Consider the following 18,711-nt stretch of genomic DNA (forward strand, 5'->3'; position numbering starts at 1 on the left):
CCTTCACACATCGCCATCATAGAGCCCGCCGCGCGCACGCGCGTGTGCCAATCATGCGGCCTTCGTCGTATGCGTACCCTTGCTCAGCGCTGGCGGATAGTCGAGGCCGTAGCCGGCAAACCAGAAGATTCCGTATCAGCCGGCCGTCATGCACAATTCCAAGCAGGAAACCGGCGAGCATCAGTCCGATCGCAAAGTTCGGATCAATGCACGGGGGGCATGGTCGGTACAGTCGAGGTTCGCCACCACGCAGCAAGGGGAAAGATCCAGCACACGATCGACCCGCGCGAGAACATCATCCTCAGGAGCGACCTGGGCAGGAGGAGACTTCAACGCCCCAGTTAGAGCGCTGCCATGTGGCGCCGAGCACCTGCTGACGCGGCCGTCAGGCCCTAGGCTTATCGGAGACGACGAGTTTGCCGCACAATCAACTTGTGCAAGAAATCTGTCCAAATCAGCTCGTGCTGGTCTTCTTGCCTGGCTTCGCTCACCGGCCGTCCGCGTTGACGCCGATCACAATGATTACGACAATCAGACGATGCGCCCGTAAAATCGGGCAGTGGAGTTGGCCCGAAAGGCTACCGCAGATTTCCCGGCCCTCTGTTTGCGGGAGCGAGTAACGAATTATAGGCGGGCTGTCCAGCCATTCTGGGCCGAAATGGTGCGCTAACGGCTGCAGGATACATTCGTTTGTGGATTTGGCGCGCTAGCGAAATGGCGCGGTCATAATCGCCCTCTAAGTGGACTCGCAACACTGAACAATCGAGCTCCGTCACCGCGGCTCGTGTTTCGATCGCCACAGGCCGATTGCCTGCCAGGGCGACAAGCTGCATCGCAAAATCAACGTCAGTCATAACACACATGGTCGCCGCGTCGCCCACAGAGATGGCGCTAATATCGTGCCGCTCAAAAAATGCGCGGAGGTTGTCACGTTCTGCGAAGTTGGCGCATGAGATCACTAGTGCGTCGCGAGCCACTGTAACGGAACGGGCGTCCCCAAAGCCAGTTACAATAGTGCCCGTTTCGACTCCATCGCCGGTGAGCGATTTGCAAACGATGGTGACCCCGTGCTTTTCGGCGTATTCAACTGCCCTATAGTGCAACACCTTTGCGCCATGTCGCGACATCCGAGCGATCGTTTTATGGGCAAGCTCTGGTATCAGTTCTGCTCCTGGGACAAGATAAGGGTCCGCCGTATAGACGCCAGGAACATCTGAGTAGATTTCGCAAGCGTGCCCTCCTAATGTGGACGCAATTACGATGGCTGTCAGGTCGGAGCTATTGTTGCCCAGAAACGTCAATCTGCCGGACTGATTAATTGCCTGGGCGCCTGCGGCAATGACAACGTCATGCTCCTCCAATGCTGCCTTCATTGGCTCAGCATCTACGCCTTCTATCGATGCGCGCCCGAAGTCTGAGTTCGTGCGTATTCCGAGCGAATAGCCGTTCAAAGACGATACGGAAATCCCCAGCCGGCTGGTGGCGGCCTCCAAAAGGCAGGCACTCAGCATCTCTCCCGTTGCAAGGGCCGCATCCAGGTTCGATGGTGATGCTCGCTTGTTGACGTCGAGCATCAGTGCTTTCAGGTTACCAGTCGTGCCCGACATCGCGCTGACCACTGCAACGATCTTGCTTTCGCCAGCCGCCAGTCGGTGAGCTATATGCCCAGCAACTCGCCGGTAGTCCTCAGGATTCAGAAAAGAAGAGCCCCCGAATTTCAGAACCGTCACATTCATGTTCCACCAATCACGCCTCTGCATGTGCAAACTGTCCGATGAGAGATGAGCTCAGTAACTGGGCCGGCCCCGAACTTTATCGGGAACGCCTCGAGAGACTCAGACGGTCGCCTCGCACCGTGATCCTGTAGCATCTCCTTGCGGCAGCCATTATCCTGATGACGGTGCCCATGCACCGCAGTCTCGATCTGCTTGCACGCTTGTGAGCACGGAACGCTCTAAAATGTCGAGACCGCGTTGAAGGGTCCGCCCGTCAATAGTCAAAGGAGGAAGAAGCTTAATGACCTCTTCATTGGCGCCGCATCGCTCTACCACCAGTCCATCTTCAAAGGCCCTGCGGACGATTTTCCCGGCTAGTTCGCCCGTTTTACAATCGAGCCCGAGCATCATGCCCCTTCCGCGAACGGAAAGATTATGATCTGCGCTGCTTTGCGCAACCTGCTGCAGGTACTCGCTCGCGATGCGCCCTGCTTCCGCAACGTCGTTGGATAGACGTTTATTTAACCAATACTTCCTCAATGCAGATGTGGCAGTTACAAACGCAAGGTTATTGCCTCTAAACGTGCCACTGTGCTCTCCTGGTTGCCAAACATCTAGTCCGGGCTTCATTAACAAAAGCGATAGCGGCAGTCCGCAGCCACTCAGGGACTTAGATAACAGGATGATGTCTGGCGATAGGTCAGCAAATTCAAAACTGAAAAAGTCGCCCGTTCGTCCGCAACCTGCCTGTATGTCATCAACAATCAGGAGGATGCCATGCTTTCTGCAAATCCGCTCAACCGATTGTAGCCATCGCTTGCTCGCCGGCCTGATCCCTCCCTCAGATTGAACGGTCTCTAGGATGATGGCTGCCGGCAGGTCGACACCACTACTACCATCCGCAAGCACCTGTTCCAGATACTCCGAGGTATCCCGATCGGCTCCCCAATACCCGTCATAAGGCATAAACACTGCACCCGCTGATGGCAGACCTGCTGCATCTCGATAGAATCGGTTCCCCGTTACCGCAAGTGCCCCCAAGCTCACCCCATGGTACCCGTTGGTAAATGAAATTATGTTGTGCCGACCTGTGACCTTGCGCGCGAGCTTCAAACCGGCTTCGACGGCGTTGGCGCCGGTGGGGCCGGGAAACTGAAATTTATATTTCAGGCCACGTCTGCGCAAAATAGTTTCATCAAAACACTGCATGAACTCTCTTTTTGCAGGAGTGGCCATGTCCAGTCCCTGGATGATGCCGCCTAGCTCCAGGTATTGCTTTGCATCATTTAGGAAATCGATATCGTTATGCCCATAGTTGAGTACGCTCGCTCCGGACAGGAAATCGATAAACTCTTTGCCACTCTCGTCCTCGAGAATGGCTCCCGCGGCCTTCCTGAACACAGCAGGAAACGTTCTGGAATACGACCGCACGTTCGATTCGAGGGTTTGAAAGACAAATAGGGAATTGCAGGTACTGTCTTGATCCATAATCTTTCCTTATCCAAACGATGGCGCCGAGGACGTCGAACTGGAGTTCTGACTTTGTCGCATGCTTAGGCCACAACCTCGGCCTCTGCGACTACCTGAGATGGTAGTATCGCAGCAGCTAGGACGAGAGGTATCGGGGTCGCGGGTATAAGTAACCGCGAGCTCGGGGCGACCTTTCAGAAATGCGAGCCCTCTGTGAGCATCCGATTCTGGCCGGAATGGGCGATCGGCTTATGCCCGAGCGCAAGCAGGGGCGTTTTGAGCTGATGAACGGCACAAGTCGACGCGTTGGTTGAAGGGTGACAGGCAGGACAGTCCCTCTTCGTGCTCCCAGTAACGAGAGGCCGGGGCCCATCCAACCCAAGTAGAAGGCCGCCCGCGACGCCACTGGATCGAGCTCGGATTCTACGGCATCGCCATGCGTGCCGGCCGGTGCCACCCAGCACCGAGAGCTCAGGTGGGATTAGCGACTGAATGTAGAGCGGTTCCGTGTTTGACAGAACCAGAAGGGCATTCCGCTTAAGGCGGTTTTGTGATTCAAGATGCTGGCTGAGATTGGAGGCCAGCATCCGAAGACAGCACCTGTTCCAATGAGCTTGGCCGTCGGCTGTGAGGTCGCGCGCGATCGGCGCGATCCAGGCAGACCGGCTTCGACTCGAGACGGTTAGTCTTCATCAACGAGACTTGGATCACGACCAATATGGCGCCGCAGCGGCAGGGGGCCGGCCAAACCCTGCGCGTATGCGAAAATTCGTCGAACGATTCACCAGCTCTATGTTTCGCAACCTTTTATCGCAGATTTGATCGGCTTGGTGCTCGATTGCCATCTGCGAACAACAGACTTAGGGGATCGATAAAGCCATACCGCATCTGCCGGCCGCAACCAGCGAAGGTCCCGCTAGATCATTTAGAACGCATTCCTGCGTGGGGTTATGAACTTTCGCAGGAAACATGCATCTATTGGCGCATTCGGCGGCAAACAAGCCGCTGGCCCAGGATATCCTCGTAGCCGGGCGGAGCTGCCAGCAAGACGAAGCCCCGCCGAGCCTGTCTATGTATGAGTGATCCGTTGAGCAGCCCGACGATCCCCTCTCAACCGAAGATCCTGGCGGTTGCTGAAGATGCGCTCTAGCGCAACAGCGGCCGACCGGCTCTGTAAACGGCTTTGACGATCTCGCCGCATCTTGGGCGAAGCCGTTTGGGGTCGGAAATGACCGCAAGCCTGAAAGGAAGAATGGTGATGATCAACATCCAGGACATTAGCGAAAAGGACCGCAATACGGTCCTGCATCCTTTCACACAGCTCAAGGACTTTGCTACTGGCAAGCTTGGAGATCCGACGATCGTCGAGACAGGAAAGGGCATTCGCATCCAGGATGCGCATGGCAACCAGTTGATCGACGGCTTTGCCGGCCTCTACTGCGTCAATGTCGGCTATGGCCGCACCGAAGTCGCTGAGGCGATTTCACGCCAAGCTAATCGCCTTGCCTACTATCACTCCTATGCGGCACACACGACGATCGAGCTTGCAATGCTGTCCGATCGTCTGGTGAAAATGTCGCCGGGCAAGATGAGCAAGGTATTCTACGGCACGTCCGGCTCGGACGCTAACGAGACCCATGCCAAGCTCGTCTGGTACTATAATAACCTGCGCGGTAAGCCGACCAAGAAGAAGATCATTTCGCGGGAACGCGGCTACCACGGCTGCAGCGTGGTCTCCGGCTCGATGACCGGCATGAGCTTCTACCACGAGCACATGGACCTGCCGCTGCCGCAGATCGTCCACACCGGCGTGCCGCACCATTACTGGGGCGCTAGCCCCGGCGAGACCGAGCGCGAATTCTCCGTCCGTCGTGCTGCCGAGCTCGATCTGCTGATCGAGCGCCTCGGGCCTGAAAATGTCGGCGCCTTCATCGCTGAGCCGGTGCTGGGTACCGGGGGCATCACGCCGCCGCCGGACGGGTATTGGGAGGCAATCCAGGTGGTGCTCAAGAAGCACGACGTACTGCTAATTGCCGACGAAGTGATTACCGGCTTCGGTCGCACGGGATCAATGTTTGGCTGCCAGCACTATGACATCGAACCTGATTTGATCACAGTCGCCAAGGGCCTGACCTCAGCTTACTTTCCGCTTTCAGCTTCGATCGTAGGTGAGAAGGTCTATCAAGTACTGGCGGATGGGGCCCAGAAAGTCGGTGCGTTCTCGCATGGCTATACCTATTCTGGCCACCCGATCGGCGCCGCCGCAGCGAACGCGGTTCTTGATATTGTCGAGAAGGAAGACCTCCCCGGAAATGCCCGTGATGTCGGCGCGTTTTTCCAAGCGCAGCTGAAGGACAAGTTCGCACAGCTGCCGATCGTCGGCGAGGTGCGTGGCGTCGGCCTTATGGGCGCAATCGAGTTCGTGGCCGATCGCAACAATAGAAAGCGTTTTGATCCGATGCTCAAAATTGGTGCGCGAGTTTCCAAAGCGGCTCGTGATCGTGGCCTGATCGCACGGGCTATGCCGCACGGCGACATTCTGGGGTTTGCCCCGGCACTCGTAACAACCAAGTCTGAAGTCGAAGAAATCCTTGCAATCGCGGAAAGCGCTGTGCGCTCCGTCATGGACGAACTCGTTCGTGATGGTCAGAAAATCTGAACGACGACGGCCGGAGAGGTCGGGGGCCATGGCAAAACAGTCAGGTACTAATTATCAGCTGCATGAAATGCGAGGAGAGGACGTGAATCCTAGCACGTTTGACCTGACCAACAAACTTAAGAGCCGCGAATGCCGGCGCTTTGTCTGGGAAGAGGAAGCTTGTCTATGACCGCTGCTCAACTCCACATCACAACCGGCTTGGCGCCTATATCTGTGCACAGCCCCTACAATGGGGCTCTCGTGGGATCGGTCGACGCGACACATGCAAGCGAAATCGGTGAAATTCTCGCGCGGGCTCGGCGTGGAACCGAGCTTTCGCGTAGTCTGCCAAGACATCGTCGTGCGAGTATTCTTGAAGGCGCCGCCCAAATTGTTGAGCGCCGTCGCGATGCTTTCGCCGAAACCATCGTTCGCGAGGCGGGGAAAACCATTGTTCAGGCACGAAAGGAAGTGCTTCGCTGCGTCAATACGCTGAAACTCTCGGCTGAGGAGGCAAAGCGCAACGCCGGTGAGATTATTGCCTTTGATGCCTACACGGGATCAGAACAGCGCCAAGGCTGGTTCACGCGCGAGCCGCTCGGCATCATCACCGCCATTACCCCCTATAACGACCCGCTAAACCTGGTGGCTCACAAACTCGGTCCAGCAATTGCGGGGGGTAACGCGGTTCTCCTGAAGCCCTCAAACTTAACGCCGTTTTCCGCGATTCATCTCATGGAAATATTGTTGGAAGCGGGCCTACCTCAGGAAGTCATCACCATCGTTCACGGTGGCAGGGAGCTGGTCACTGCTTTGATTTCTGCCCGGGATGTCCGCATGGTGTCGTTTACTGGCGGATTTGCGACTGGTGAGGCGATCAGCCGATCAGCAGGGCTCAAGAAGCTGGCGATGGAACTCGGCGGTAACGCCCCCGTCATCGTTATGAACGATTGCGAGTTCGACAAGGCCGTCGAAGGCTCCGTATCCGGGTCTTTCTGGGCTGCCGGACAGAATTGCATAGGCGCGCAGCGCATCCTGGTTCAAGCTGGGGTTTATGAGCGGTTTCGCGATGCCTTCGTCGCGGCAACCAGAAAGCTCAAAACGGGCGATCCGTCACACGAAGACACTGATGTCGGGCCAATGATCTCGCAACAGTCTGCCGAGCGGACCGAAGCAGCCGTCGATGGCGCCATCGCCGCTGGAGCAAAACTGCTGTGCGGGCACTACCGCGAGCGATCTCTTTATCATCCGACGGTGCTCGAAGGCACGCCCGCTAGCTGCCGGCTGTGGCAGGAGGAGGTGTTCGCCCCAGTGGTCATGCTCGCTCGCTTCGACACACTCGACGAAGCCATCAAGATGGCCAACGATCCTGAATATAGCCTGCATGCGGGTATCTTCACCAACAATCTGTCTGTCGCGCTCGAAGCAGCAGGCAGGATCGATGCTGGCGGGGTGATGATAAACGACTCATCAGACTACAGGATCGATGCCATGCCATTCGGCGGCTTCAAATACGGAAGCATGGGAAGGGAAGGGGTCAGGTTCGCCTACGAAGAGATGACCCAGCCCAAGGTGATCTGCATTAATCGCCGGTGAGTTAGCACTTCGAACCGGTGCCGCGCTGCTCTCGAACGACACCCGAAGGGTTCTCGTGTCGTCTACAAATCGTAACGTCCGGCGGATCTTTAGGCGAAGAAAAACCTGATCGAGGAAACGATGTCCATCTATAAACGCATTGAACACGATTTTTTGGGCTCGATGGACGTGCCGATGAATCGGTACTATGGCGCGCAAACCGCCAGAGCGATCGAAAATTTCCCACTCTCGGGCATCCCGATCAAATGTATGCCAGTCCTCATTCAAGCTTTGGCCCGCGTAAAAGTGGCAGCTGCTCAGGCAAACTGCGAGGAATCCTACCTTTCGGCCGAGAAACGGGACGCAATTGTGCAAGCTTGCCGGGAGGTTCTGGCCGGAAAACACGACGACGAATTCCTCGTCGACGTCTTTCAGGGAGGGGCGGGTACTTCGACCAACATGAACATGAACGAGGTACTCGCCAACCGCGCGAGTGAACTGATGGGCGGCGTACGCGGCCAAGGGCGTCTTGTCCATCCGAACGACGACGTCAATCGGTCCCAGTCTACCAACGATGCCTACGCCACCGCTGTTCGTCTATCAATCATTCCGGCAAGTCGCCGTTTGCGCGATGCGCTCGTGGTTGTTGCCTCAGCGCTCAATAACAAAGCGGAAGCATTCTCCGCTATCCGCAAGCTCGGTCGAACACAACTGCAGGACGCGGTTCCCATGACGCTGGGCCAAGAATTTGCGGCATTTGCAACGACAATCCTGGAAGATTGCGATCGGTTGGAAGAAACTGAGCGTCTCTTCCTCGAGGTTAATCTTGGCGGGACCGCAATTGGAACAGGGGTAGCAGCCACCCCTTCCTACAGGAAGCGGGCGCTTGAGCACCTGTCCCGCGAAACACAACTGCCGGTGGTCGGCTCTAAAGACCTGGTGGAGGCAAGCTGGGACATGGGCGCGTTCATGCTCCACATGGGTCTCCTAAAGAGAATTGCAGCCAAACTTTCGAAGATCGCAAACGACTTTCGATTGTTGTCAAGCGGTCCTCGCGGAGGAATCGGGGAGATTGTCCTTCCTGCATTACAGCCTGGCTCATCCCTTATGCCCGGAAAGGTGAATCCGGTTGCCGCCGAGGCTCTCAATCAGGTCTGCTTTTATGTTTACGGCATGGACACCACTGTCGGCATGGCGGCGGAGGCCGGGCAGCTTCAGCTTAACGCGATGGAGCCGGTGATAATCTTCAGCATTCATAATGCGATGGCGCTTCTCCGCAACGCGGTGCTGACGTTTACGAGGACCTGCGTTGAGGGTGTCCAAGCCAATATGGTCAAATGCGAAGCCAATCTGATGAACAGTACTGCATTTGCTACGGAACTAGTGACGACCGTGGGCTATGAGGCTGCGGCCGAAGTTGTGAAGGAGAGGCTAGCGAGTTGACCTGCCTCGCTGCTTTGGCGCGATTAGAGAGAAGAACATCAGTTATGGTGTTTAGCCAGCGTCCCTGCGCCACTTTGCGCAATGCAATTTTGGTCGAGGAGCGATGAAGTCGTGCGCAGAGGTTATGTTGATGTGTGGCTCCCTCCGCTTCGCTTCATCAGGGAGATCGCCGCGACTATGGGAGCCAAGCGAGATCGGCGCGTTGATGAAGCCTCTTCTTCAAGACGGCGACCGCGCCAACTACCTGAGCTTTCAAACAGATTGTCTGTCCGATCCTCCGAGAATCGCTGAAGCTTCGACAACCTCAGTCTTCTCGGCCCGGATCGGATGGACAACGCATTGAAAGCTCCCCACCAGTTTCCTTTAAGTTGGCGGAGTCCAAAACAGCGCAGCGGTATGCCTCTCAAGATGTTCTCACCTTTTCCTCGCAGCTGCTGACGCGCGCCGGTCTGCCTCAAGTGCGCGCTCACGTAGATGTTTGATCCCAGGCTCACATGACGATGCTGGGGTCAAGAGGGGCGTTAGAGCGGCATCGTGTTCCTCCAATTGGTCGCGGAATCCAGAGCTGGGCCCGATTGCGTGACACGGCTCGGTCAATCGAGCCTGGTCAAACTCACATACGGTCGCCGCTTGAGACGGCTGCACCAATATCCCGCTTGCGGCGGCAAGGGCCCAGAAGGCGAGACCCGTCTTTGATACGGCATTCCAGCCAGCTGGGATCTCGGTTCGCCTCCTGGATCCGCCGAGGCTGATCAGGCCTCGAGGGATGAGTGTGTCGGTGTGGTCTCGTCAGACAGCCTTCATGACGGCACCTTCGATGACGACGCCCGCGGTCACGTATTTCCACAGCGCCACGAGCAGCTTCCTTGCAAGGGCGACGATGGTTGTCTTTTTGAGGCGTCCCTGATTGCGCATCACGCGTTCGTGGAACCAGCGGGTAAGCGCTGAACTCGGTTGATTGCGCAGCCATAGCCAGGCCAACTCGATCATCGTCGTTCGCAGCCGGGGGTTGCCGGCCTTCGAGACGCCTTGCTCGTGCTGGACCAATCCGCTCTGCCAACGCGTCGGCGCGAGCCCGGCATAGGCGGCGACCTGCCGGCGATTATCGAAGTGCCGGAACAGGCCTTCCGAGTAGAGGATGGCGGCACACTCGGGGCCGATACCCTTGAGATCGAGCAATGTCGCTGCTGGAGTTCGGCGACTTCGATTGCCAGCAGAGCGTCGCGCTCGGCCTGCACCTGTTTGATTTGGGCTATCACCAGTTCGAGTCGGTCGAGCTCGCGACGGATTTGCCCCTTCAGATGTTCTGGCAGTGCGCGGCCGTCGCCGGTCTGCAGTTCCTCAAGCCGCTGTCGCCGGTCACGTCCCAGCGGCTCGTAGCCGGTGATGCCCTGAGCAAACAGCAGGCCCTTGCTCCGGTTGACATGGCAGGTCCGCTCACCAACCAGAGCCTTGCCGATGGTCCTCCTCCTCGACGCTCGGTACCCTAACCATCGCGCACACGCGCGGCTCGCCTCGTTTGTAGGCGAGCAGCGCACGCACCAACGCCTCACCATCGATCTTGTCGGTCTTGGCACGACGCCGCCGGCGCGGTGGCTCGGCCGTGCCGCTAATCAAGGAGGCAATGGCAAACGGCGAGCTGTTTCGGGCGCACGCCTTCGAATACACCTGCGCCAGCAACGACATCGACCACCGCACGACCAGGGTCAGGCACCCATGGACCACTGATGTGATCGACAAGAGCCTTTTTGATAAATCGGCGCTATTCTCCTGTCCCACATGGACGACCGCGTGGCGAAGAGCAGGGCCCGAGGTGAGAGCCCTGCCGCGCAGCTTCTATCGTCGCACCTCGTTTGTTGCATCCGTGCGCGCCTTTCTCGGGCCTCGCGGGTTCCAACCGGCGACGAAGCATGCATAGGCGCCCTCGGCCTGCTCCAACCCAGCAGCGCTCTTCTTCCCGGTGGCTCTTGATGTTGTAGGCGTGCGCGGCTCCCTTTTGGCCGCGCACAGCCTTGCTCCCGGCCTTGAGTTCCACATCGCGCAGCTTCTTGGCGTGCAGGGAGGGTCGAGCCCACGCGTAACTCTCCAGCCGCTTGGCGAACAAGCATACGCCCGTGCCGTCGAAGTAGACGAGCTTGATGCGGTCGGCCCGCTTGGCCCGGAACACGTAGGCCGCGCCCGAGAACGGATCGGCGCCCATCGCCTCGCGCACGGAGCGCTGCCAGACCTTCCGCTCCCTTGCGGAAGTCGACTGGCTTCGTCGCCACCATGACCTTGACCGCTCCCATTGGCCCGATCACGAGGTTGCCCTCAGCGCACGGATCACCGCTGCAACTGTCTTCGAATCCGCCCCACGACCCACCCGCATTGCGATGCCGTCGATCTCGAGCTCGATCACACCAGCGTCTCGAGCCGGCTCCCGCTTCCTTGGCTGTGGCCGATGCTTCGCCGCAGGCTTCGGAGGCGCTACCGTCACCACCGCCGGCACGAACATGGATTCCGATATCGCTGCCTCCCCCATCGGCCGGCGAGCAGCCCGACGCCAGGTGAACAATTGCTGCGGGGAAACCCATACCGGCGTGCTACAGCACAAACCGTCTCGCCCGCCTCATAGCTCTCCGCCACTATGCGGGCCTTTTCCTCCGGCGGCCACTCACGCCGCCGACCCGAACCAGTGAAGATCTCCAGCCGACGGACCGGCTCCTCGTCCCTGGACTTAAGCGTAAACTCTGAAATCGTCATATGTCGAAGCCCTCAAAGGCCTCGAACATCGTCCCTTACATCCACGCGCGAAAGGTGCCGCCGGGACAGCGCTTACGACCGATGAACCAGGCCCGGTGCGAGAATGGTCCGCATACGCGAACTCCAGATACAGCTCACTTGTAACCTTTCGGAGAACCCAACAGTATCCGTACCCCGGTCGGAACAAGATGAGTGTACACACCACATGGATCGGCGGGTTTGCAATCCGGCGTCGGTGAAGGCTGAGATCGCTTCGGCGATGCGCCAATACTCATAGGATTCTTCAGTTGGCCGCGGATTTCGTGCAAGCTCGTGCCCCTGCAAACACGAGTTGGGCGTCGAAGGAAGAAGGACGCGGCGGTGACACCTGGTGATCATCCTAGGGTCGAGTCGCCCGCTCGGTCTCGTTGGACCCCGGGCGTCATCTTCGAGTTGGTTTGCTGTAGCACGCTCGTGTTCGGCTGTGCCCAGTTGAAGACATTTTGGAGGGAACCCAACACCGAGGCGAAGGTATTCCGCCGGCGCAGGGCAAACACTTGTTCGCTTGTTCACCCAATTTCTTCGTGGCACGCCCGTTGCGGGACTCCGTATGAGCCTGCGGGCGGCAGGACGTGCAAATCGTCGTTGGGAACTGAGCCGAGGGAAATGATCCTATAGGCTGGCAAACATCAAAGGAGTAGCCCATGCGGGTAGCCATCGTGAGGAACTTTGATTTCACGGGCGTGATTAACCGCTTCGGCCAGCCTTATCCCCAGCCGCCACAGGCTTGGCCCCACGGCGGCGCGACAGCCCGAAGTGTGGCGGGAGCACTGCAAGAGGGCGGCCATGAGACCCTGCTATGTGAAGGGGACAAAGGATTGCTTGCTACCCTCGAGCGCTTCATACCATCCGATCAGCAAGGCCGACCTTCGGGGTTCGTCTTCAATTTGGCGGAAGGAATTCAGGGCGAGTACCGTTTCACTCACGTTCCGGCCATGCTCGAAATGGCAGGCGTTCCCTACACCGGATCGAGTCCGCTCGGGCATGGCCTGATGGACGATAAGGTCATCAGCAAGACGCTTATTCAGAATAGCGGCGTGCCAACGCCGAACTTTCGCGTCATGCGCCGCGGCACCGAAAATACCGGCGACCTGCGATTCCCAGTGGTAGTGAAGCCACGTCACGAAGACAACAGCTTCGGTCTGCAACTCGTACATGAGCCCGCTCAGCTGAGGCAGGCGGTGGAAGTGATCGTTACGCAGTATGGGCAGGACGCGCTCGTCGAAGAATACATCGAGGGGCGAGAAGTCTGCGTCGCGCTGCTTGGAAACGAAGAACTCGAGGTATTTCCGCCGGTTGAGATTGACCTAGGCGAAACGGGTCTGTTGACTTGGGAGGCGAAGTACCTGGAGGCCGCAATGCGGCCGCAGATTTGCCCGGCTCCAATCGGCAGCAGCGTTGGGTCTTTGCTGCAGGAGATTTCGGTTGCGTCCTTCCGTGCCTGCCAGTGCCGTGACTATGCGCGCGTCGACATCCGGATTGATCGCTCCGGCCAGCCGTTCGTCCTAGAGATCAACTCGATGCCGGGGCTCAGTATGCACTCCCCGTATATCACAGCCGCGTTGGCTGCCGGACACAGCTACCCGAGCTTGGTCCAGCGTATCCTCGACGTCGCGCACACGCGGTCCTTCGGAGTCGGCAGCTCGAAGACCGCAGGGGTTTCGACGGTTTGATATTGTTCTTAAGAACGCTGATCTGGTTAGCGCTCAATGGGCGGATGCAGGCCTTAATCGGGGGCAAATTAATGCGGACAAAAGGTATGGATCGCCTGCCGACGGCTGGTCCTTTGTTTCAAAGGATGAAAACCAGAGTGACCGCTCGGTTTTATTTTGGGCCGTCGCTATCGGCCAAGGCGCAGCGGCTGATTTGTCTACAACCTAGAAGGCGGGTGGGTGCTTGCTCTGACTTGGAACTGCCGATAACCCGTGACCTGTCCCAATGCGCCGCGTATGGCGGCCGGAACTCGAAGAAGCCAATCGCCGCGTATCTCCATGCGCTATGAAGTCCTGAAAAGTACTCATGCCTAAGTCCCTGTTCGAAAAGATTCCTTTGATTGGGATCGGCCTGAACGGCTCTTCCTTGGCCCGTGTTAGCCGCGAGGGGCTGGCCGGCAATATCGCAATTACAGCTCGTAGCGCCGAGATCCTGAAGCGCACCGAGGAGCCGAAGCTCGGTCCTCGCTGCAGCGGGCGATCCGCTGGGGCGACGGCGAAAAGCTGTTCGACTTGTTCGTGACCGGCCGGTTGTTACCGCGGCGATTTCGCTTTGATGCGAGCGATGAGTTCTTGGCCATCGACGAAGGCTTCGAGGAAGTCATTCCATTCGTCAGCGGTGCGGCGCGCATGGGCAAGCATTTGCTCCAGCTCTTCCATTCCGTCGCGGGTAAGCGAAGTTATTGCCTCGTCCTGTCCGGTGTAGACGCTGATGATGCGGCCGTAGCTCAGGTTGTCATCGTTGCTGACGATCGCCTGAAGGAGTTCGGCATCTTCATCGAGCAATTTGGCGACGTAGTCGATGCTGAACACATGGGTCACCGTTGCCATCAGGCAGCCTCGGCGGAGATGGCGGTGACAGGTGACCAATTCCAGGGAAGCAGCTCGTCGAGGCGATTGATCTTGTGATCGTGGATGCGGTCGAGCACGTCTGCGAGATATGCCTGCGGATCGATGCCGTTCATCTTGGCCGTCTCGATGATTGTCATGGCGCGAGCCAGGGTCTCCGCGCCGGTGTCGGCGCCGGCAAATAGCCAGTTTTTCTTCCGATTCCAATCGGGCGCAGGCCTCGCTCGGCGGCATTGTTGTCCATGGCGACGCGGCCGTCTTCGAGGAACAGGCAGAATGATGGCCAGCGGCTCAGGCCATAACGGAAGGCTTTTGCCAAATCGCTCTTGCCCGGAATGCGGGTCAGTTGCGTTTCGATCCAGACACGGAATGCTCCGATCTTTGGTTTGCTATGCTTCTGACGTGCGGCAAGGCGCGCATCGGCCGGCTGACCCGCAATGCCGTGCTCGATATCATAAAGCGCACCGATACGGTCGAGAGCCTCGCGTGCGATCTCGGATTTGTTCGAGGTCCAGATATCATGGAAGTCGCGTCGCCAATGCGCCCAGTATGCCGCTTCTCGGAAGCGGGATGTTCCATCGGCCCCAGGCTCATAAAGCTTGCCATAGCCTTTGTAGCCGTCAGCTTGGAGGATGCCGCTTGTCTGCCTGAGGTGGCGGAGGACGTGGTCTTCCTTCCAGTCCGGAGCAAAGTAGTAGACCGCGCCAAGCGGAGCGCCGCCCGCCCATGGGCGTTGATCGGGGACATATGTCCAGATCCTGCCTTTCTTTACGCCTTTCCCCAGCCCTTTGTCCTGCATGGAGCGATCCAGCACCCGGATCGGGGTATCGTCGGCATGGAGAAGGTCGCTGGCCATGATCACGGTTCCGATCCGCTCGATCAGGGGCTGAAGCACCTGCATTGTGCGACCGCACCAATCGACCAGCGTACTGTCGGGGATGTCGGCACCCATGCGGGCGAAGATTTCGTTCAGGCGATATAATGGCAGGTGATCGTCGAACTTCGAGACCAGGATGTAAGCCAGAAGGCCGGCGCCAGCCATGCTGCCTGGTATCGGACGGCTGGGCGCGGGCAACTGCACCATCTTTTCGCAGCAGCGACAGGATTTCTTGAACCGGGCGATCTCGATGACCTTCATCTGGGCGGCAATCAGGTCGAGGATTTCGCTTGTGTCTTCGCCCACAAGACGCAGTTCACCGCCACAGGCGGGGCAGCAGGCGCCGGGATTGAGCTCCCTGCGCTCGCGAACTGCCTTGTGCGATACGCGCGGACGACGGCGCGTGATCCTTTCGGGCGCGTTCGTCATGGGCGCGACAGACGCTGCCTCGTCGGCCTCATTGATTGGCCTTGCATTGCTCTCCGCCGCGGCGATCAAAAGATCCTCCAGGGCCAGTTCCAGCTGCTGGATTTCCCGCTCGATCTTTTCCGAAGACTTGCCGAAGACCTGCTTCTTCAGCCGGGCAATGCGCAGCCGCAAGGCCTGGATCAACTGGTCATGCGCCTGCAACGTCGCCGCCATCTTCGCATTTTCCGCCTGCAAGGCGGCGATCATCGCCTTCAGAAAGGCAGGATCGTCTGGAAGATTTTCGGCGACGTTCGACATGCACCTGACTACCATAAGTCAGGGCAATTAGCCATAAAAACCATTAGATTCAGAGAGATAAATCATCCGACACGCGCCGGGGGCGCACCCCAATTGGGGCGTCGCCAGTCAATTCCTTCCCATAACATCGGCGCTGAGGTCAGCCTGGCCGTCCCGTCGGCCGCCGACGGCCACGGAAAGCGACCCTTCTGCAAGACCTTGTAATAAAGACAGAACCCCTGGCCATCAAAATAAAGAAGCTTCAAACGGTCGCCACGCCTTCCCCGAAAGGCGAAGACCGCGCCTCCCGTCGGCTTCTGGCGCAACACATCCTGCATCAGTGCAGCCAAACCCTCGATCCCTTTGCGCATGTCCGTGAACAGACAGGCAAGGTACACCCGAACCCCAGTTCCCGGTCCGATCATGCTGCCTCAACCGCCTGGATAAGCCGGGTCAGAGTGGCGGTATCGATCTCTCTGTCAAAGCGCAGGTTCCGCCCACAGCATAGTTGCAACTCAACCAGCGCTGACAATCTGTCAGTGCCTTTGCCCATACGGATTCGCACTGCGCCACGGGCATGTCCACGGGAAGGAACATGGGACCCGCCGACGGCAACAGGACCCCCTTCCTCCAGCTCTCGCCGCCAGGTGTAAATCTGCTGCCGCGTCACATCATGCCGTTCGGCAACCTCAGTCACGGTCGCCCCCTCAATTCCAACCGACATGACGATGTCGAGCTTCTTCTTATCACCCCATCGACGACGCCGTTCAGCACCAAGAATCTCGACACGCATCGCAAACCTCGCACAAGACACGTCGCAAACGATGTCGTTAAACACGTGTCAGAGGCCATCACGGCGATGTCAGGCAGGCGGTGACAATCGGGCGGTTACACTTGTTCACCCGCACCCGCGCCATCCCGGCATGCAATTATCGTGGCGGGGCAGGATGTGGATGTGCCTCATTTGGGCAGCAAAGGTTGCGCCGCCTGCGGTAACCCAAGATAAGTTTATGCCACGGCTCGGTACAACAGGGAAAACATCTGCCGCAAATTGCTTTGGAGCAGAGACTATGAAACGAAGTGTAGGTGGAGGCGGTGCCTCAATTTTCAAGGGATGAACAGCCAGAGCGCCCGACCAGTTTATTCGATCTGTGCATTTCCGGCTCGTATGATCGCTAGCCTGACGCGAATTGCCCTCGTGGCACAGACGAAACAATCTAATGATTGCAGTTTTCTAAAGCGCGAAGCTCGGATAAGCCCGATCCGGGTCTAGGCCAGTCGGCCAAATGAACAGTAGGATGAGCATGCACGGTCGCATTCTACGGTCTACCGAGACGTGACCTGACGACCGCAGCGACCTTCTCGACATCACCGCGAACTGACCTGCATATGGCTATGTCGATTAATGACATATTGGAGATTGCCGGAGGCGACCAAGCTCGTATAACAACGCTGCGCCTGTGCGTATCCCGCTGTAAAAGCAGTTGAGTGACAGGTTTTCATTCGGCGCATGGTTCGCCTCATCAGGATTCGCGTATGGCGTTTGGAAAGCAGGTATGCCGAGTATCTTGGTGAACACATAGCAAGGCAGGCTGCCGAAGCCCGCGGGGATCAGCAAAGGTTCCTCCCCTTGCGCAGCGACGAAAGCACGGCGCAGCGGCGCGGTGAAAGAGGAGGAAATGGGTGTCTTCGAAGGCCACATAGTTCCCTGCGCAACCAACTCCACATTGGGCCCGTATTTTGCCACATGGGCAGCTATCTTGCGAACGATGTCTTGAGGATCCTGGGCTTCCACGAGCCGGATATCGCATTTCACGAAAGCTTCGCTGGGCAAGATTGACTTAGTACCTGGCCCGCCATAGCCGCCATGAAAGCCGTTGATTGTTAGGGTCGGGCGGAAGCAAAGACGGTCGTAAAATGGCCTTTCCTTTGGCGCATCAAGTCGCGCAAGGTCGAGACTCCGCATCACCGCCTCGATATCGAGTGGCAAGCGCTCGACCGCAGCCACTTCCTCTTCCGTCGGCGGCTCAATATCATCGTGGAATCCGTCAATAGTGATTTCACCTTCAGCATTCTTCATAGTGCCAAGCAGGTGCACTAACGTCCAGATCGGGTTCGGTACCACGCCCCCAAAGTTTCCGGAATGCAAGTCGCCGTTAGCATGGCGACAATGTAGCTCGAAGGACACTTCGCCACGCGAGCCGAACTTGATCACAGGCACGCCGCTTGCATGACGCGGGCCATCGGCAGTGACGGCCAGATCAGCTTTCAGGATATCCTTGTTGGCATGCACGAAATCGGCAATGTGCGGGCTGCCAATCTCCTCTTCGCCTTCGAGCAACAAGATGATGTTGCACGGCAATGCGCCATGTGTCTCTAAGTAAGACTCAATTGCCAATATCTGTGCAAAATGCTGGCCCTTGTTATCGCCAACACCACGGGCAAAAAGCCGACCATCGCGCAGTGTAGGTTCAAAGGGTGGCGACAGCCATTTCTCGACCGGATCAGGCGGCTGTACGTCGTAGTGTCCGTAGAGCAATACCGTGATCTTGTCCGGGGCTTTTTCCCAGCGCGCTACAACCATCGGATGCCCCGCTGTCGGGATCAAACTGGTTTCAAGCCCAACGTCCGTTAGCATCTTCGTGAGAAGGGCGCCCACTTCATCGATACCTATGTTCTCTGCACTGATGCTTGGGTGGCGGAGATATTCCATCAGGCGTTCAAGAAATCCGGTGCGATTATTATTGATATGTTCGAAAACAGTGTTCAACAAGTCAGAAGAAGTCATTTCTTTGCCTGCTAAAAAAGGAGAAGCCAGAAGTACACAGAGTTGGAGCTTTACCTAACGTCTCGCCGGCAGGATCCGCCGCGCGAGACAGCAGTGTGAACGGTGGAGAAACGAGCCGCGCCGGGTTGGGATCGAGCATTTGTCTCGTCTCTCCAATG

Annotated in this window: 13 protein-coding genes and 4 pseudogenes; 6 read left to right on the top strand and 11 right to left on the bottom strand. The window is 57.9% G+C overall.

What is annotated here, in order from left to right; genetic code table 11:
• Positions 1-102 precede the first annotated feature (102 nt).
• From AC0L2P_RS28340 to ectB, 3 genes and pseudogenes are all read right to left on the bottom strand, one after another.
• Positions 103-333: pseudogene (locus AC0L2P_RS28340) on the bottom strand (IS5/IS1182 family transposase); the annotation flags it as partial.
• A gap of 245 nt (positions 334-578) precedes the next feature.
• Complete coding sequence (locus AC0L2P_RS28345) at positions 579-1,736, bottom strand: amino acid kinase family protein (protein WP_473506116.1); 1,158 nt, start codon at positions 1,734-1,736, stop codon at positions 579-581.
• A 150-nt stretch (positions 1,737-1,886) separates the two neighbouring features.
• Positions 1,887-3,203 (bottom strand): diaminobutyrate--2-oxoglutarate transaminase, encoded by a 1,317-nt coding sequence (gene ectB / locus AC0L2P_RS28350; RefSeq protein ID WP_473506062.1) that lies wholly within the window; start codon positions 3,201-3,203, stop codon positions 1,887-1,889.
• Between the two features lie 613 nt (positions 3,204-3,816).
• Here ectB and AC0L2P_RS28355 point away from each other — a divergent pair.
• The 4 genes and pseudogenes from AC0L2P_RS28355 to AC0L2P_RS28370 all read left to right on the top strand — a co-directional run.
• Positions 3,817-3,918 (top strand): annotated as a pseudogene (locus tag AC0L2P_RS28355) (IS630 family transposase); the annotation flags it as partial.
• Between the two features lie 522 nt (positions 3,919-4,440).
• Positions 4,441-5,844 (top strand): aminotransferase, encoded by a 1,404-nt coding sequence (locus AC0L2P_RS28360; protein ID WP_473506118.1) that lies wholly within the window; start codon positions 4,441-4,443, stop codon positions 5,842-5,844.
• 165 nt (positions 5,845-6,009) lie between these two features.
• Positions 6,010-7,419, top strand: coding sequence for an aldehyde dehydrogenase family protein (locus tag AC0L2P_RS28365; RefSeq protein WP_473506064.1), 1,410 nt, complete (start codon positions 6,010-6,012; stop codon positions 7,417-7,419).
• A 120-nt stretch (positions 7,420-7,539) separates the two neighbouring features.
• A complete protein-coding gene (locus AC0L2P_RS28370) occupies positions 7,540-8,841 on the top strand; it encodes an aspartate ammonia-lyase (RefSeq protein WP_473506066.1) in 1,302 nt (433 codons plus the stop codon).
• Between the two features lie 789 nt (positions 8,842-9,630).
• Here the strand turns inward: AC0L2P_RS28370 and AC0L2P_RS28375 are convergent.
• From AC0L2P_RS28375 to AC0L2P_RS28385, 3 genes and pseudogenes are all read right to left on the bottom strand, one after another.
• A pseudogene (locus AC0L2P_RS28375) lies at positions 9,631-10,431 on the bottom strand (IS110 family RNA-guided transposase); the annotation flags it as partial.
• A gap of 172 nt (positions 10,432-10,603) precedes the next feature.
• Complete coding sequence (gene tnpB, locus AC0L2P_RS28380) at positions 10,604-11,041, bottom strand: IS66 family insertion sequence element accessory protein TnpB (RefSeq protein ID WP_473506120.1); 438 nt, start codon at positions 11,039-11,041, stop codon at positions 10,604-10,606.
• 272 nt (positions 11,042-11,313) lie between these two features.
• The gene (locus AC0L2P_RS28385) at positions 11,314-11,583 is read right to left on the bottom strand and encodes a transposase (RefSeq protein WP_473506068.1); all 270 of its coding nucleotides are present in this window, start codon (positions 11,581-11,583) and stop codon (positions 11,314-11,316) included.
• 683 nt (positions 11,584-12,266) lie between these two features.
• Here AC0L2P_RS28385 and AC0L2P_RS28390 point away from each other — a divergent pair.
• The gene (locus tag AC0L2P_RS28390) at positions 12,267-13,295 is read left to right on the top strand and encodes a D-alanine--D-alanine ligase family protein (protein ID WP_473506070.1); all 1,029 of its coding nucleotides are present in this window, start codon (positions 12,267-12,269) and stop codon (positions 13,293-13,295) included.
• A 346-nt stretch (positions 13,296-13,641) separates the two neighbouring features.
• Positions 13,642-13,827, top strand: a pseudogene (locus tag AC0L2P_RS28395) (prephenate/arogenate dehydrogenase family protein); the annotation flags it as partial.
• A gap of 41 nt (positions 13,828-13,868) precedes the next feature.
• On the opposite strand, the gene AC0L2P_RS28400 reads toward AC0L2P_RS28395, so the two are convergent.
• The 5 genes from AC0L2P_RS28400 to AC0L2P_RS28420 form a co-directional block, all read right to left on the bottom strand.
• The gene (locus tag AC0L2P_RS28400; RefSeq protein ID WP_473506072.1) at positions 13,869-14,165 is read right to left on the bottom strand and encodes a hypothetical protein; all 297 of its coding nucleotides are present in this window, start codon (positions 14,163-14,165) and stop codon (positions 13,869-13,871) included.
• Positions 14,165-15,786 (bottom strand): IS66 family transposase gene (tnpC, locus tag AC0L2P_RS28405; RefSeq protein ID WP_473506074.1). Its coding sequence is split into 2 segments (ribosomal slippage): positions 14,165-14,373 and positions 14,373-15,786, totalling 1,623 coding nucleotides; the frame shifts between segments, so codons are not numbered across the junction. The genes AC0L2P_RS28400 and tnpC overlap by 1 nt, the downstream gene beginning before the upstream one ends.
• 62 nt (positions 15,787-15,848) lie before the next feature.
• Entirely contained in the window at positions 15,849-16,190 is a 342-nt protein-coding gene (tnpB, locus tag AC0L2P_RS28410; protein ID WP_473506076.1) for an IS66 family insertion sequence element accessory protein TnpB, read from the bottom strand.
• Positions 16,187-16,558, bottom strand: coding sequence for a transposase (locus AC0L2P_RS28415; RefSeq protein ID WP_473506078.1), 372 nt, complete (start codon positions 16,556-16,558; stop codon positions 16,187-16,189). The genes tnpB (AC0L2P_RS28410) and AC0L2P_RS28415 overlap by 4 nt, the downstream gene beginning before the upstream one ends.
• A gap of 609 nt (positions 16,559-17,167) precedes the next feature.
• Positions 17,168-18,553 carry a M20/M25/M40 family metallo-hydrolase gene (locus tag AC0L2P_RS28420; protein WP_473506080.1) on the bottom strand — a complete coding sequence of 462 codons (1,386 nt, stop codon included), beginning with the start codon at positions 18,551-18,553 and terminating at the stop codon, positions 17,168-17,170.
• Positions 18,554-18,711: the final 158 nt, after the last annotated feature.

It is taken from the genome of Mesorhizobium sp. WSM4836, from assembly GCF_055811815.1.